We start from the raw sequence: 15,270 nt of genomic DNA on the forward strand, positions 1-15,270 counted from the left end.
ACCAAATAATATGAAGACCAAAAATAAGAGATTGAATTCATTTTAAATACTGAATAAAAAGCCCGAAATAAGAGATTATTTCGGGCTTAAGTTAAGAGGTTAGTTTAAGTGATAATCGGAGATGAAGAACTCGCGTTAAAAGATTCCTTAAAATCACTCCCAGAAGGAGCTTGATACACCTTCAATCCAAATTCCGGAATAATCGCCAGAATATGGTCCATGATATCTGACTGGATATTTTCATACTCTGCCCAAACCGTCGTATTGGTGAAAGCATAAATTTCCAGTGGTAAACCTTCGCTGGTCGGTTGTAACTGACGCACCATCAATGAGAAATCTTTGGCAATACCCGGATGCTGTTGCAGATAAAATTCCAGATAAGCGCGGAACGTTCCTAAATTGGTCAGACGGCGCTGGTTGTATTGTGAATGATGCTGGAGCTGCTGGTTAAACTTCTCTAGTTCTTCTGATTTGGTATTCAGATATTGATCCAGCAGGATAAAATTTTTCAGCTTGTTCTGTTCTTCAGCCGTCATGAAATGTACGCTGGTTTGATCAATATGAATTGAACGTTTGATCCGGCGGGCACCCGCTTCCTGCATGCCGCGCCAGTTTTTAAAGGTATCAGTCACCAGTTTATTGGTCGGAATCGTGGTCACAGTCTTGTCAAAGTTCTGCACAGTCACTGTATGTAATGACATATCAATGACATCACCATCGGCATTTAGGGTCGGCATTTCAATCCAGTCACCAATACGTACCATGTCATAAGATGAAATCTGAACCGAAGCCACCAGTGACAGAATCGTATTTTGAAAGACCAGCATCAGGACAGCGGCCATCGCACCAAAGCCAGCGAGCAAGGTGAATACATCTTTTTTCAGGAAAGTGCCTAAAATCATCAAGCCACAAACAATGAAGATGATCAGCTTGACCAGCTGTAAATAACCTTTAATCGGCTTGTTGCGTGACTTGGGATTACGCTGATAAATCAGGTTAAAGATATTCAGTAACTCACCGAGTGCCAGAGCAATGGTCAGGAAAATAAACGCCTGAGCACCCATTTGCACAAAGGTTTGCACCTTATCGGATAAATGCGGGACAGTGGTAATCCCGTTCATGATCACGATTGCCGGAACAATATTGGAAATCCGGCGAATCACACTATGTTCAGCAAAAATCTGATTATTGGCAAAGGGCATTTTGGAAATCAGTTGACGAATACCGCGTACGACAATCTGTTTGGCAAACACATTGGCAAGGATGGCCAGTAAAATCACAATACTCAGTGAAGATAACATTTCCAGCCATGGGTACTGATCGGCCCAATCTCGAATATTCTGAATAAAATTAAACTGTTCCAACTGATCTTTCTCTTTAACTCAAAAAATTTGTTAGAGTTTATAGGTTTAAACGCAATTTTTTAATCTTGGATAACCTTTTAAAACATATCTTTCTTAGAGGAGGCGAACTTAATCACTATTCAGGCATTTATTTTTTCCTGCAGGTTAATTCAGATTAAATAGATCAATGAAAATTGATTGGTTAATGGCTAGGAAATGTGAAAAATCGATAGAACAGCCTAACTTGGTATTCCTATGCTTCTTTTTAAACTTTAAAAAATTAAAAATGTCAAAGTGAATTAAAGAATTTAATATAGCGTTTAATTATGTTAATTCGACATAACTTAATGTTTATTTTACATTTTATATACTTACGATAGTGCTAGGATTAAAATCATATAATCTTAATCATTAAAAATGAAAAATCTTCAAATAGTTATAGCACAAGCTTACATTCCTATGAACTGGAACATATTGAGCAATCAATAAGCCATGAAATTAATAACACTATATTAGAGATAGTGGTTAATGATGAATCTTTTGAAAAAATTGATTGTTACTTGTATTCAAAGAAAGATCCAAAAAAAATTCTTAAAAGCTCTATACATTATGTAATAGCACTCTTAGAAAGAGCAAAGTATAGGGTAGAAAAAGCTCAGCAAAATAACGTGAGTCCTTTGCATATCTGCTTATACGTGATTAAGAAAATTGAGGGATTTATTGAATATTTACAGACTAAATTTTAGTTATTAGCGCTTTCATTTAAAGCCTGTTATATGAAATCTTAAGTTTCCAAATAGGATTTGAATTGAGTGAAATTTGCTATCTATTAAAACAAGAATATGCAAAAGACAAGCTGACATAGACTTAATGAAACAGATTAAAAAAACCGGCAAGTATGCCGGTTTTTTTATTTATGCTTTTCTTTTAAGGAAAATGTGCTTACCACATTAAATCATCAGGAATCACATAAGCTGCATATGGATCTTCTTCATCAGTAGTTTCTTCATTTTTCTCTGAATTATTCACGATGATAAAGCCTTCCATTTTTGAATTGATGCGATCCGCCAGAGCTTTAGGCAGGAAGGCATAACTCTCATTTTCACGTGCAATCACCAGACTGCCAGCGACCAGTGCATTATAAATCTGCTGGTTGATATAAACTTTCTTGATCTTGCTGTCATCAATAAACTGATAACTAATTTCGCCATCCGTATCGCGGATTTTATGCTGATTAATCATCTGCATGATGGCAGCTTTGAGTTCTTTTTCCTGCAACTGGGCTTTTTTCGCCTGTTCAATGGCTTGGTCTTTAGCCAGCTTTTCCTGTTTGTCCTGTTCAATCTTGGCCTTGATTTCGGCTTCTTTACTGTCGCCTGTGCGCTTTTCATGTACAGCCTGTTTAGACAGTTTTTTGGCTTTTTTATTATCGACCAGGCCTGTCTTTAACAATTGTGCCTGTAATGCATTTTTAACCATGAGAGTTTCCAGAAATTAGTCGTGTTGATGTCGATAACGTAAATAGATCACCCAATAGGTCAGGCTAAGCAGCAGGCTTAACACTGTAGGGACCAGGAATGCATTTAATTTTAAATAAGGATAAATCCAGCTGGCAAGTATGCCACCCACCAAAAAGCCGGCCAGAATCAGCATATGCAGGATCACTTTACGGGATTCTACTACCAGACCACGCAGGCGATAGCCCATAGCCAGACCTAAATCGGTCAGTACACCAGACAAATGGGTGGTCCGGATAATCGCACCTTTATAGTGGCTGACCATGGCATTTTGTACACCCATCGCGACACAGGCCCATAACAAGGCATAACGCGGGAAATAGGGCAATAACAGCCAGCAAATGAATATAAAAAAAGCCACCAGGCTTAAAGGATAACCATACAGGCGTCCCAAGCGAAAGTGACTATTTCCTAAAATCAGCCCGCTATACATCGAGCCAATCACATAACAGAGCGTAACCAGAATCAGATATAAAATCTGGCGTGGTTGCCAGTCCAGCAGCGCCATCGCCAGCATACTGACGTTACCGGTCATATGTGAAACGGACTGATGCAACACGGTCACCAGTCCTAATACATTAATCATTCCGGCATTTACCGCAAGGAAGAATGCACCCAATTGAACCCACGATGGTAAACGCTGTAATGGCATGGCAATATCATTAGAAAAACATCTTGATTCTTCAATATAAAATCAATCTGTAGCGCGGTCTACTGCTGTTGTAAATAAAACATCGGTAGATGAGTTGAGTGCAGTCTCGGTAGAGTCCTGCAATACACTGATCACCATACCAATTGCCACCACTTGCATTGCGATATCTGAAGAAATCCCGAACAGGCCACAAGCCACGGGAATTAGCAATAGTGAACCACCAGCCACACCTGAAGCACCACACGCAGACACAGTCGCTACGATAGAAAGAATTAGCATAGTAGTGAAGTCAACATTAACACCTAAAGTATTTACTGCAGCTAAAGACAACACGGTAATCGTCACTGATGCACCGGCCATGTTAATTGCTGCACCTAAAGGAATTGCTACGCTTGAAGTAGTCTCTTTCACACCTAAGCGTTTTGCCAAGTCCAGGTTTACCGGAATATTGGCAGCAGAACTGCGGGTAAAGAACGCGGTAATGCCACTTTCACGTAAGCAGGTAAAGACCAGTGGATACGGATTACGACGGGTAATGAAACCGACCATTAACGGGTTAATCACCAAGGCTACAAATACCATGGTACCCAGCAGAACAGCTAATAAATGCGCATAGCTGGTCAAGGTATCTAGGCCCGCTTCAGCAAAAGTCACGGCAACCAGACCAAAAATACCCACTGGCGCAAAGCTGATCACCAGACGAATTACATAATTGATGGCATTGGCAGCGTCATTTAAACAGGTTTTAGTTGTGTGTGATGCATGACGGAAGGCAATTCCTAACGCAATTGACCATGCCAGAATTCCAATAAAATTCGCTTCAGCAATGGCAACCACCGGGTTCGCTACAAAGCTCAGCACCAGATTTTTGAGAATTTCACCTAGGCTGCCTGGCGGCTGTAAATCACCTTGCGCTGCAATATCCAGGAACAATGTGCTTGGAAATAAAATACTGGCGATCACAGCGCTTAATGCTGCCAGGAACATGCCGACAGCATACATCAGCATAATAGGTCTTATCGTTGAATTGGTCTGGCCAACCTGGAAATTTGCAATTGATGCAAGAACCAGAATGAAAACCAGAACTGGCGCGACGGATTTTAGTGCCTTAATAAACAGATCACCCAACAGGCTTAAGGAAGGTGCAGCTTCAGGAAATAACAGAGCCACACCAACGCCTAGAATAATGGCGATGATGATTCGGGAGACTAAACTCAGACGCGATAGGGCAGAAAACATAAGGTTGCCTTGTGAAAATTACGAGGGCTAAATGCGAAAAAAATTTGCGTTATTTTATACTTAAATTAAGGATCGCTTAAAATATATTTTTAGATAATATTTAAGTGACTGAAAATTAATAAATAATTAAGATGGTTTTTTATCTTGATCGTATTATTTCCATACAAAATTCTTAGAAATAGCCAGATTTACTGATTGGTTTTTAATCTTTATTTTTTAAATGAATATAGAATTTAAATCAATCATTTCCAGTTATGTTTCAGTTCAATTCTTTGCATGACAGCATGTCTATCATGCAAGGAATTAAAAAATCTTAAATCATATAATGTTGAGGCTTCTCGAAGATTTCCGGAGCCAGATCCTGAATTGCCTGAAAATGGGTTAGATAAATCCGTCCACTCAAATGTGTCATGAGTTTGGAGGCTTGCAAGCGGTCGAATACCGGGCCTTTCACTTCTGCAAAGTGCAGGCGAATATTTAGTTTGGATAATTCAGCATTGAGCTCTTCCAGCGTTTCCAAAGCACTCAAGTCAATCGCACTAATACTAGAGCAGTTCAAAATCACATGCTCTAACTTGTCATTTAAACTTAACTGATTAATCAGATAACCTTTAAGAGTATGCGCATTTAAAAAACTTAGGTTTTCATCAATACGCAGAGATAGAACCCGATCAGAAGTCATCACCTGATGACGCTGGATATTCCGGAAATGCTGGGTGCCTTCGACCAGACCCACGACTGCAATATGAGGGCGGCTGATGCGCCATAGCATAAGAATAAAGGTCGAAATAATCCCGACGATTAGACCGGTAGTAATATCCAGTAATACCACACCAAAAAAAGTAATCCACATGGCAATGCCATCAGCTTTGGAATAACGCCAGGCATCGACGAAAGGCTGGAAATTGACCAGTTTCCAGATAGACACAATAATGGTTGCAGCCAGAATGGTCAGCGGCAGATCCTCAAAGAAGCTGGTAAAAAACAGACTAACCACGACAATCAATAAAGAAGACAATACGCCAGCCAAAGGTGTTTTGGCGCCAGCGTCAGCATTCACCACAGTACGTGACAGACTACCGGTTACAGGAAAGGCGGAACTGATTCCGGCACTGATATTGGCTACACCGAGCGCAATCAGTTCCTGATTACTGTTCAAATTGCTACGCTGCTGTAGCGCCGTTGCCTGAGCAATAGAGAGAGATTCCACAAAACTGATCATGGCAATCATGCTGGCACCCGGTAATAAGGTCATCACCAACTCCCAGTTCCAGTGTGGGAAAGACAAAGGCGGAAAGCCTGAAGGAATTTCACCGACCGTTTTAATGCCTTGAACTTTTAAGTCTAAAAACAGAACGGCTGCAATACCGAGAAAAACCAGAATCAGTGGAACTGCTCGAACCAGAAAATCAGTCGAACCGATCCGGCTTTGTACTGCTTGAGATTTTAATAGTTTCGGCAGATAAACCAGTAAACCGATAGAAAGCAGGCCAAAGATCAGACTCGGGAGATGCAAAAGTGGTAAATATTCAATCAGGCTTTTCACCAGCTCGGGAATATTATTGGCTTTTAAAGGTAAATCCACCAGAAACTTGAACTGACCAAAAGCAATCAATAGAGCCGAAGCAATAATAAAACTCTGAATGACCGGATGGCTGATCAGCTGAATTAAAAAGCCGAAACGGAATACACCTAAAAGCAGGGAAATAATGCCGACCATCAATGCCAATAAAGTTGCCGCTTCAATATAGACCGGAGAACCCACTTCAAATAATGGATTCAGTGTGGCAAAGGTCATCATGGAAATGATGGCTACTGGTCCAATCGATAAGGTCGTACTGCCGCCCAATAAGGCATAAATGATCATTGGTAGAATACTGGCATAGAGTCCCATAATCGGTGGCAAACCTGCCAGCATGGCATAGGCCATCCCTTGGGGTACCAGCATCGCGACGACAATCAGGGCAGCCAGTACATCTGATTTTAATTTCACTGGGCTGTACTGACTTAACCATGACCAGGCAGGGAGTCTATTGAGCAGTCTAGACTTAAAATTTGGCATATACAGGTCTAAATCACAAATATAGATATATTATGCACAAATTCTGCTAAGAAGTCTTAGGATATAAATAGGTGATCATTCACATTTTAAAAAATGAATGAGGGGACAAAGGATCAAGGCAAAAGACTTAAAACTCTCAGTAAAGAAAATTTAAATCAGGCAGATCGCTTTAAAATAAAACAGGACGAATGAGGTAAATTGCAGCTTTAAGCGACTGCTTGATTTACACAGTAGATTTGATAAAGCTTTTTTAACATTTCTACCAGGTTCTGGTCTTTGATCGAATAATAGATCTGTTTACCGTCTCGACGGGTATTTACCGCATCGCTTTTACGCAAAATCATGAGCTGCTGAGACAGGGTTGGCTGTCTGATGTCGGTAATCTCTTCAATTTGAGAGACATTCAGTTCATTTTGGGAGAGATGACATAAAATGAGCAGTCGGTCCGTATTGGCCATTAACTTTAAAATACCGACAACCTGTTGAGCTGAATCCCGCATCGCGGCAATTTCAAGATCGGTTTTCATTTACTATGTCCATTTATACAATTACAGCCCGCGAATTATACGACTCGAACAGCGTGAATTGATGGATAGAAAGCGTGAATTACTATGGTTTTTAATGAATTGTGTTATCAAGAATAGTTATAATTTACTAATTAAAATATAAGATAATTTTATCGTGTTCCGGTTTTTTAGGAAGAAGATGTTTCATTTCAAACTGCTATCGTGATTCCATCTTGTTTCAGGCATCTACAAAGCCGGAAAATGCTTGTATCATGTAAATACATCTTGGCGAATAACATCAAGGATATTCTAATGACTACAGATTCAGCTTTTCCAACACCTGCCAATTTAGGTATCGCGGTTTATAGCAATAATGCAGAGGCAATTGGTAATACCCCTCTGGTTCGTATCAATCGTGCCATTTCAGGCGGAGCGACTGTACTTGCGAAAATTGAAAGCCGTAACCCGGCATTTTCGGTGAAATGCCGTATTGGCGCAGCCTTGATTGCTGATGCAGAAAAGTCAGGTAAATTGAAGCCGGGCATGCACATTGTTGAGCCAACCAGTGGTAATACCGGTATTGCGCTGGCATTTGTAGCAGCGGCTAAAGGCTATGATATTACCTTAACCATGCCATCCAGCATGAGTATTGAACGCCGTAAAGTGGTGAAAGCATTAGGTGCTAATTTAGTACTGACAGATCCAGCCAAAGGCATGAAAGGCGCGGTGGAAGAAGCACAACGTCTGGTGAATGAAAATCCTGAACTGTATTACCTGCCACAACAGTTTGAAAATCCAGCTAACCCAAAAATCCATGAAGAGACGACCGGTCCTGAAATCTGGGAAGCGACTGCAGGTAATGTCGATATTCTGGTAGCGGGTGTAGGGACAGGCGGTACGATTACCGGTATTTCACGCTTTTTTGAAAAAGTGAAAAACAAGCCGATTTATTCAGTTGCTGTAGAGCCTGCTGAATCTGCCATTATTGGTCAGGCAAAACGTGGTGAGACACTCACTCCAGGACCACATAAAATTCAGGGTATTGGCGCAAACTTTATTCCAAAGAACCTGGATCTGGATCTGGTCGATGAAGTGATTGCCATTACCAGTAGCGATGCAGTGGAATGGGCACGTAAAACTGCGACTCAAGAAGGCATCTTGGTGGGTATTTCAAGTGGTGCTGCAATGGCTGCAGCTGCGCAACTGGCTGCACGTCCTGAAAATGCAGGCAAAAATATCGTGGTGATTCTGCCAGATGGTGGTGAGCGCTATTTATCTTCAATTCTTTTTGAAGATATTTCTGCTGAGTAAATATTTAACAAATTAGTTTCACTAAATCTCGAAAAAGCCTGAAGTCATCTTTGGGCTTTTTTATTGGACTTTATGCCTTCATATAATGAAAGATCAAGAATTTAAACCAGAAGCTTGACCTTCCCATTATGGTAATGTTTAAGCTATAGCATAGGCAGTGAATGGGTGAATGGAGAGCGCAGAATGAATAAACCAGCAACCACACAGTTGTACGAACAGCAGGTACAGATTTCAGGAATGACCTGTGCCTCTTGTGTCGCACGTGTGGAAAAAGCCTTAAAGAAAATTGAAGGTGTGGTGGAAGCGAACGTCAATCTCTCCACTGAACAGGCTTTTTTAAAAAGTGAACAACCTATTCCTGCAACGCAACTCGTCAATGCTATCAATAAAATCGGTTTTGAAGCCGTGATCCAGCAGTTTGATTTAAATATTGAAGGCATGACCTGTGCCTCTTGTGTAGCTCGTGTTGAAAAAGCCTTGAAAAAAGTCGATCAGGTACTGGATGCGCAGGTTAATCTGGCAACCGAAAAAGCTCACGTCACTGCAATTCGTCCTCTCGCTGTTTCCCAACTGGTTAAGGCGGTACAAAAGGCCGGCTTTGATATTCAAACCGACCGAATTGAACTGGCTATTGAAGGAATGACCTGTGCCTCCTGTGTGGCACGTGTAGAAAAGGCTTTATTAAAAGTCGATCAGGTAAGTGAAGCACACGTCAATCTCGCCACTGAAACAGCTTCGGTCAAGGCGCCGCGTAGTCAGCTTCCAGCTTTAATTGCTGCTGTCAAAAAAGCTGGCTATAACGCCCATGAAAAATTAGATACACAGGCTACCGATGCCCAGACGGCATTTCAGGAAAAGAAAACCGCTGAAACTGAACAGCTAAAACGTGACTTATGGTTAGCACTAATTCTGGCTGTTCCGGTGTTTATTCTGGAAATGGGTTCACATCTGATTCCGGCTTTTCATCACTGGATTGCACATACGCTAGGTACCCAAAACAGCTGGTATATCCAGTTTGTACTGACGACTCTGGTTTTGCTGATACCAGGACGGCGGTTTTATCAGCATGGGATTCCGGCATTGTTGCGACTGGCACCCGATATGAATTCTCTGGTTGCCGTGGGAACAATAGCCGCTTATGGATTTTCCTGTATTTCCACTTTCTTTCCGCAATTATTGCCGCAAAGCACTGTACATGTGTATTTCGAAGCGGCGGCTGTGATTGTTGCCTTGATCTTACTGGGACGTTATCTGGAAGCTCGAGCCAAAGGTAAAACCTCTGAAGCGATTCAATATCTGGTTGGCTTGCAGCCAAAAACTGCTCGAGTACAGCAAAATGGAACCTGGGTTGATCTGAAAATTGCTGATGTACAGCAGGGCATGCTGATCGAGATTCGTCCGGGTGAGAAAGTCGCAGTTGATGGTGAAGTCGTTTCTGGTCAAAGTTATATCGATGAAGCCATGATCAGCGGTGAACCTTTAGCGGTGGCTAAACAGGCTGGAGATCGGGTGATTGGCGGAACGGTGAATCAGAATGGCACTTTGCAGATCAAGGCGACTGCGGTCGGTCAAGATTCCGTCTTGGCTCAGATCATTCATATGGTGGAACAGGCACAAGGCGCAAAGCTTCCGATTCAGGCAGCTGTCGATAAAGTGACCTTATGGTTTGTGCCGGCTGTGATGCTTCTCGCGACTTTGACCTTTATCGTCTGGTTCCTGTTGGGTCCTGAACCAAATCTGACTTATGCACTGGTCAATGCTGTTGCAGTACTGATTATTGCCTGTCCTTGTGCAATGGGCCTGGCTACGCCAACATCTATTATGGTCGGCACCGGCCGGGCAGCAGAGCTGGGTGTCTTGTTCCGTAAAGGCGAAGCATTGCAACTCTTGCAGCAAACCAGAGTTGTGGCGGTGGATAAAACCGGAACCTTAACTGAAGGGAAACCAGCCCTAACCGATTTTACAGTGACATCTGGTTTTGAGCAGCAAATAGTATTGCAAATGGTCGCAGCAGTGGAAGCCAAATCCGAACATCCCATTGCCCATGCAATTGTGGAAGCTGCGAAAGCACAACAGTTGCAACTACCTGAAGTCAGTGATTTTGATTCAATCACCGGTGCAGGCGTGAAAGCTCAAGTTTCAGGTCAGCAAATTCATATTGGCGCTGAACGCCTGATGCAGCAATTGGGTTTAAGTGTCGATATTTTTAAAGAGAAGGCACAACAGTTGGGCGAACAGGGACGCACACCTTTATATGTCGCGATAGATCAGCAGTTGGCTGCCATTATTGCTGTGGCTGATCCGATTAAAGCCACAACCTATAGTGCGATTCAGGCCTTACATGATCAAGGCTTAAAGATTGCCATGATCACCGGTGATAACCAGCATACTGCACAGGCCATTGCCAGACAGTTGAAAATTGACCATGTCATTGCTGAAGTTCTGCCTAATGAAAAAGTCGATGCGGTACATCAACTCCAACAGCAACATGGCATCGTCACTTTTGTCGGTGACGGGATTAATGATGCACCTGCCTTGGCTCAGGCCGATGTCGGGATGGCAATAGGAACTGGTACGGATGTGGCGATTGAAGCAGCAGATGTGGTGCTGATGTCAGGAAATTTACAGCATGTGGCAACCGGTATTGGCCTGAGTCAGGCGACCATGCGCAATATCAAACAGAACCTGTTCTGGGCCTTTGTTTATAATATTGCCTTGATTCCGATTGCTGCCGGTCTGTTGTATCCATTCTTCGGTATTTTGTTATCACCGATGTTTGCAGCAGGCGCGATGGCATTATCCTCAGTTTTTGTGGTCAGCAATGCGCTTCGTTTAAAGACTTATCAGCCGATCCAGTTGAAGGAGGCAGTGTAATGAATATTGGACAGGCCGCGAAACGCTCCGGGATCTCGGCCAAAATGATCCGTTATTATGAAGGTATCGGTTTATTACCCAATCCTAAACGTAGCGATTCGGGTTATCGTATCTATAGTGACGATGACATCAAGACTTTAAGTTTTATTCAGCATGCGCGTGAACTGGGTTTTTCTTCTGAACAGATGAAAGAATTGCTCGGCCTGTGGCTGAACGATGCCAGACACAGCAGTGATGTCAAACAGTTGGCGCAAAAGCATATCGAGTTACTGCAACAGAAAATTGCGGACATGCAAAATATGATGAAAATTTTGCAGCAATCGGTTGCACAGTGTGCTGGAGATGAGCAGTCTGATTGTCAGATCCTGAAACAGATTGAGCAGGGTGTGTCACATGGGAAAACTGCACATACGGCTATCAAAGCAGATCAATAGCCTTGAATTAAAATTCGCTTAACCCAAATTTAAACTGATCAAAGGGAGATCAAGATGAAATTCCGTATTGAAAATATGACTTGTGGTGGTTGTGCACGTAGTGTGACGGCAACCATTCAGGAGCTGGATGAAAATGCTAAAGTCAATGTTGATGTAGTCAGCAAAATGGTGGAAGTTGAATCGAGTGCAAGCGAATCTGAGATTATCGCGGCATTAACTGAAGATGGCTTCCCGCCTGAAACTATGGCTTGATATTTGCCATTTAAAAAATAATTCTAAAATGCCTAATCATGATTAGGCATTTTTTATGAAACTGCCGATATTTTATCTGGCGTCATTAATGCCTGATTAATATACAGTTTAATCAAGCGTTCACGCGAACCAATCGCTTTTTGATAACTGGTCGAATTTAATAATAGTGAAGCCCCGTAAGTGACCGTCCAGATATAAGATAAATAATCCCGGATTGACATGGCACTGTCTAAAGATACCAGATAATCATGGGTCATATCTTTAATGCGGATAATCCGTTCTTCACGAATACGATAGAGTTCCTGAAATAACTCTTTCAGGTTTTTTTCATTATTGGTTAAACGCTCTTCAATAACATGCAGCAAAATAGTCCGGTTTGAATTGAGCATGTGATAAAGCATATATTGCGAAACATAATTTTTAATATCGTTATTATATTTATCGGAAATTGCCAGAATTCTTTTTTCATTCAGAATGATGAGTTCTAAATATAACTGGTTCTTGCTTTTAAAATGCTTGTAGATGGTTCCTTTGGCGATGTCCAGTTCTTCAGCAAGTTCACTCAAGGTGATGTCCTGATTATTATCAAGCAGTAGACTTTCTGCCATGCTCAGGATCTTCTCTTTACGAAGAAGGAAGTTCTGCTGTCTTACAGTCGTCATCTTCTTGACTCATCATTTTAGAAAAGGAACCTACTAAGAATATGCTATTTTCACAGGTATAGCTATAAAACTAAGGTCGTGATATTTATCTAAATTTGTATATTTATTCAACATTTCTTGTAGAAAAAAGTCATATACAGCTGTGCTAAAAATATTGTCAAGAAAATTGAACCCTTGAGATCAACTTTGCTAAATAAAATTCCATTTTCAATATATTTGATTTATGGTTTTAGGGCATAAAGCTGAATCATATTTTCGTTTTAAACCCAGACCAGACAAGGTTTAGCGAAGTGAAGCCAGAGTCATTTTAACAGCTTAAATTTTTCATTCATCAATGGATTTAAGTTTTAATGATTCAGTAAATACCAGAGGTATAAAGTTTTTGATTTTAAATTTTATATCGCTAATTTATGTCAATGAATTCATCGCCAGATTAATTCGATATGATGATTTTTGAATGACATGCATGGATTCGAGCAAAAAGCCTCAAAATATTTTCTCGAATCCATAATGAAAAAATACTCAGTAACAGGATTGAGTATCACCATTTTAGGAAGTTGAAAATGCCGATTTATAATGCGCCGCTGAAAGACATGGAATTTATTTTAAATGATGTATTTCATGCTGAACAATTTTGGCAAGGTAACGAAAATCTTGCACATCTCGATATGGCGACTGCAAATGCGGTTCTGGAAGAAATGGCAAAATTTTCAAAAAATGTCATTCTTGATCTGAATCGTCCTGCAGATGAAGAGGGCGGTGCTCAGTTTAACAATGGTGTGGTGACGACACCCAAAGGTTTTAAAGAAGCGTTCAGACAGTTTGCCGAAGGTGGCTGGGTAGGCTTGGGTGCTCCTGAAGAATGGGGCGGACAAAACATGCCGAAGATGCTCACGGTTCTAGCGGATGAAATGATCTGGAGCACCAATCCATCTTTTATGCTTTATCCGCTATTAACGGTGGGTGCAGGTATGGCCATCAATGACCGCGCCTCACAGGAACAAAAAGAAACTTATTTACCAAAATTCTATACGGGTGAATGGTCGGGCACCATGTGCCTGACTGAACCACATTCCGGCACAGATCTTGGCATTATCAAGACTAAAGCTGAACCGAATGAAGATGGTTCATACAATATTACCGGCACCAAAATTTTTATTACCAGCGGCGAGCATGATCTGAGTGAAAATATCATTCATCTGGTGCTGGCCAAAACCCCAAACGCGCCAGCAGGTTCACGCGGTATTTCTCTGTTTATTGTCCCTAAATTTCTGGTCAATGCAGACGGTTCCCTGGGTGAGCGCAATGCAGTGGCTGCCGGTTCGATCGAACATAAGATGGGCATCAAAGGCTCAGCAACCTGCGTCATGAACTTTGATGGTGCTAAAGGCTATATGGTGGGCAATGAAAATGAAGGTCTGGCGGGCATGTTCGTGATGATGAACTACGAACGTTTGTCGATGGGGATTCAAGGCATTGGCGCGGCAGAATTTGGCTACCAGAATGCGGCACAATATGCGACGGACCGTTTACAGGGCCGTGCATCAACTGGTGCAAAATCTCCAGAAAAACCAGCCGATTCAATTCTGGTCCATGGCGATGTACGCCGTATGTTGCTGAATGTACGTGCCAATAATGAAGCTTCTCGTGCTTTCGCAGTCTATGTCGGTCAGCAGCTGGATATTACCAAATACTCCACCGACCCTGAGGCGGTACGTAAAGCAACTGATCGTGTGGCTTTATTAACGCCAATTGCCAAAGCCTATCTGACTGATAAAGCCCTAGATGCTGCGCTGGAAGCGCAAATGTGCTTCGGTGGTCATGGCTATATCCGTGAATGGGGCATGGAACAATGTATCCGTGACCTGCGCATTTCACAGATCTATGAAGGGACCAATGGGGTACAGGCAATTGACCTGATTGGCCGTAAAACTACGAAATGTAAAGGTGCTTATATTGCAGAATATATTGCAGAAATCCGTAAGTTTGCCGAAGGTCTGGATGATGCCTTAACGATTAAAAAGGCAACCTTAGATACCTGTCAGCAACTGGAAGATATTACCAATTTTATTGTTGAGCAGTCTCAGCAGAATCCTGATTTCGCCAACTCCATTGCTGTTGATTATCTGCACGCCGTAGGTTTGTTGAGCTTCGTCTATATGTATGCGCGTATCAGTAAAGCGGCGGCTACCAAAGAAGAAAGCTATTTCCAGAATAAACTGGTACTGGCTAATTACTATATTGCTAAAGTACTTCCGGATTTAAGTGCGAGAATTCAACGCATTCAGGCAGGTGCAGAGTTGGTGATGCAATTGCCAGAAGAATATTTCACTGCATAAGCCTAAACCCGCAAATATTGCGAAGGACAAACACTGTAGAGCTATCACTTTACAGTGTTGATAACAATGATGTTAAAGG

12 protein-coding genes and 1 pseudogene are annotated in these 15,270 nt (G+C 41.8%); 6 read left to right on the forward strand and 7 right to left on the reverse strand.

The genetic code is table 11. The features are described from left to right. Window positions 1-104 precede the first annotated feature (104 nt). Window positions 105-1,364 carry a mechanosensitive ion channel family protein gene (locus tag FTU00_RS07840; protein ID WP_125278616.1) on the reverse strand — a complete coding sequence of 420 codons (1,260 nt, stop codon included), beginning with the start codon at window positions 1,362-1,364 and terminating at the stop codon, window positions 105-107. 396 nt (window positions 1,365-1,760) lie between these two features. Between FTU00_RS07840 and FTU00_RS15650 the strand changes: the two are divergent. Continuing rightward, window positions 1,761-2,089: pseudogene (locus FTU00_RS15650) on the forward strand (hypothetical protein). A 196-nt stretch (window positions 2,090-2,285) separates the two neighbouring features. On the opposite strand, the gene FTU00_RS07845 reads toward FTU00_RS15650, so the two are convergent. The 5 genes from FTU00_RS07845 to FTU00_RS07865 all read right to left on the reverse strand — a co-directional run bounded on the left by FTU00_RS07845 (window position 2,286) and on the right by FTU00_RS07865 (window position 7,340). Next, complete coding sequence (locus FTU00_RS07845) at window positions 2,286-2,822, reverse strand: DUF2058 domain-containing protein (protein WP_180179459.1); 537 nt, start codon at window positions 2,820-2,822, stop codon at window positions 2,286-2,288. 15 nt (window positions 2,823-2,837) lie between these two features. After that, on the reverse strand, window positions 2,838-3,512 hold the full coding sequence (locus tag FTU00_RS07850; RefSeq protein WP_104426089.1) for a YoaK family protein: 675 nt from the start codon (window positions 3,510-3,512) through the stop codon (window positions 2,838-2,840). A gap of 42 nt (window positions 3,513-3,554) precedes the next feature. Further along, window positions 3,555-4,751, reverse strand: coding sequence for a serine/threonine transporter SstT (sstT, locus tag FTU00_RS07855; RefSeq protein ID WP_004785593.1), 1,197 nt, complete (start codon window positions 4,749-4,751; stop codon window positions 3,555-3,557). A 313-nt stretch (window positions 4,752-5,064) separates the two neighbouring features. Then, window positions 5,065-6,813, reverse strand: a complete 1,749-nt coding sequence (locus tag FTU00_RS07860; protein ID WP_175967711.1) for a SulP family inorganic anion transporter — start codon at window positions 6,811-6,813, stop codon at window positions 5,065-5,067. Window positions 6,814-7,019: 206 nt separating this feature from the next. Next, window positions 7,020-7,340 (reverse strand): metalloregulator ArsR/SmtB family transcription factor, encoded by a 321-nt coding sequence (locus FTU00_RS07865; RefSeq protein ID WP_104426093.1) that lies wholly within the window; start codon window positions 7,338-7,340, stop codon window positions 7,020-7,022. A gap of 291 nt (window positions 7,341-7,631) precedes the next feature. Between FTU00_RS07865 and cysK the strand changes: the two genes are divergently transcribed. The 4 genes from cysK to FTU00_RS07885 all read left to right on the forward strand — a co-directional run bounded on the left by cysK (window position 7,632) and on the right by FTU00_RS07885 (window position 12,190). Then, the gene (cysK, locus tag FTU00_RS07870) at window positions 7,632-8,630 is read left to right on the forward strand and encodes a cysteine synthase A (RefSeq protein WP_159122914.1); all 999 of its coding nucleotides are present in this window, start codon (window positions 7,632-7,634) and stop codon (window positions 8,628-8,630) included. A gap of 183 nt (window positions 8,631-8,813) precedes the next feature. After that, the gene (locus FTU00_RS07875; RefSeq protein WP_180179460.1) at window positions 8,814-11,504 is read left to right on the forward strand and encodes a heavy metal translocating P-type ATPase; all 2,691 of its coding nucleotides are present in this window, start codon (window positions 8,814-8,816) and stop codon (window positions 11,502-11,504) included. After that, complete coding sequence (cueR, locus tag FTU00_RS07880; RefSeq protein ID WP_180179461.1) at window positions 11,504-11,938, forward strand: Cu(I)-responsive transcriptional regulator; 435 nt, start codon at window positions 11,504-11,506, stop codon at window positions 11,936-11,938. The genes FTU00_RS07875 and cueR overlap by 1 nt, the downstream gene beginning before the upstream one ends. A 54-nt stretch (window positions 11,939-11,992) precedes the next feature. Continuing rightward, window positions 11,993-12,190 carry a heavy-metal-associated domain-containing protein gene (locus tag FTU00_RS07885; RefSeq protein ID WP_125278609.1) on the forward strand — a complete coding sequence of 66 codons (198 nt, stop codon included), beginning with the start codon at window positions 11,993-11,995 and terminating at the stop codon, window positions 12,188-12,190. A gap of 53 nt (window positions 12,191-12,243) precedes the next feature. Here FTU00_RS07885 and FTU00_RS07890 read toward each other — a convergent pair whose 3' ends face one another. Next, entirely contained in the window at window positions 12,244-12,852 is a 609-nt protein-coding gene (locus tag FTU00_RS07890; protein ID WP_005235816.1) for a TetR/AcrR family transcriptional regulator, read from the reverse strand. Window positions 12,853-13,415: 563 nt separating this feature from the next. On the opposite strand from FTU00_RS07890, the gene FTU00_RS07895 reads away from it, so the two are divergent. After that, window positions 13,416-15,191: an acyl-CoA dehydrogenase C-terminal domain-containing protein gene (locus FTU00_RS07895; RefSeq protein ID WP_180179462.1), complete on the forward strand. Its 1,776-nt coding sequence runs from the start codon at window positions 13,416-13,418 to the stop codon at window positions 15,189-15,191. The last annotated feature ends 79 nt before the right edge of the window (window positions 15,192-15,270 follow it).

It is taken from the genome of Acinetobacter sp. YH12041 (assembly GCF_013419975.1).
In the GTDB taxonomy this organism is placed as follows: domain Bacteria; phylum Pseudomonadota; class Gammaproteobacteria; order Pseudomonadales; family Moraxellaceae; genus Acinetobacter.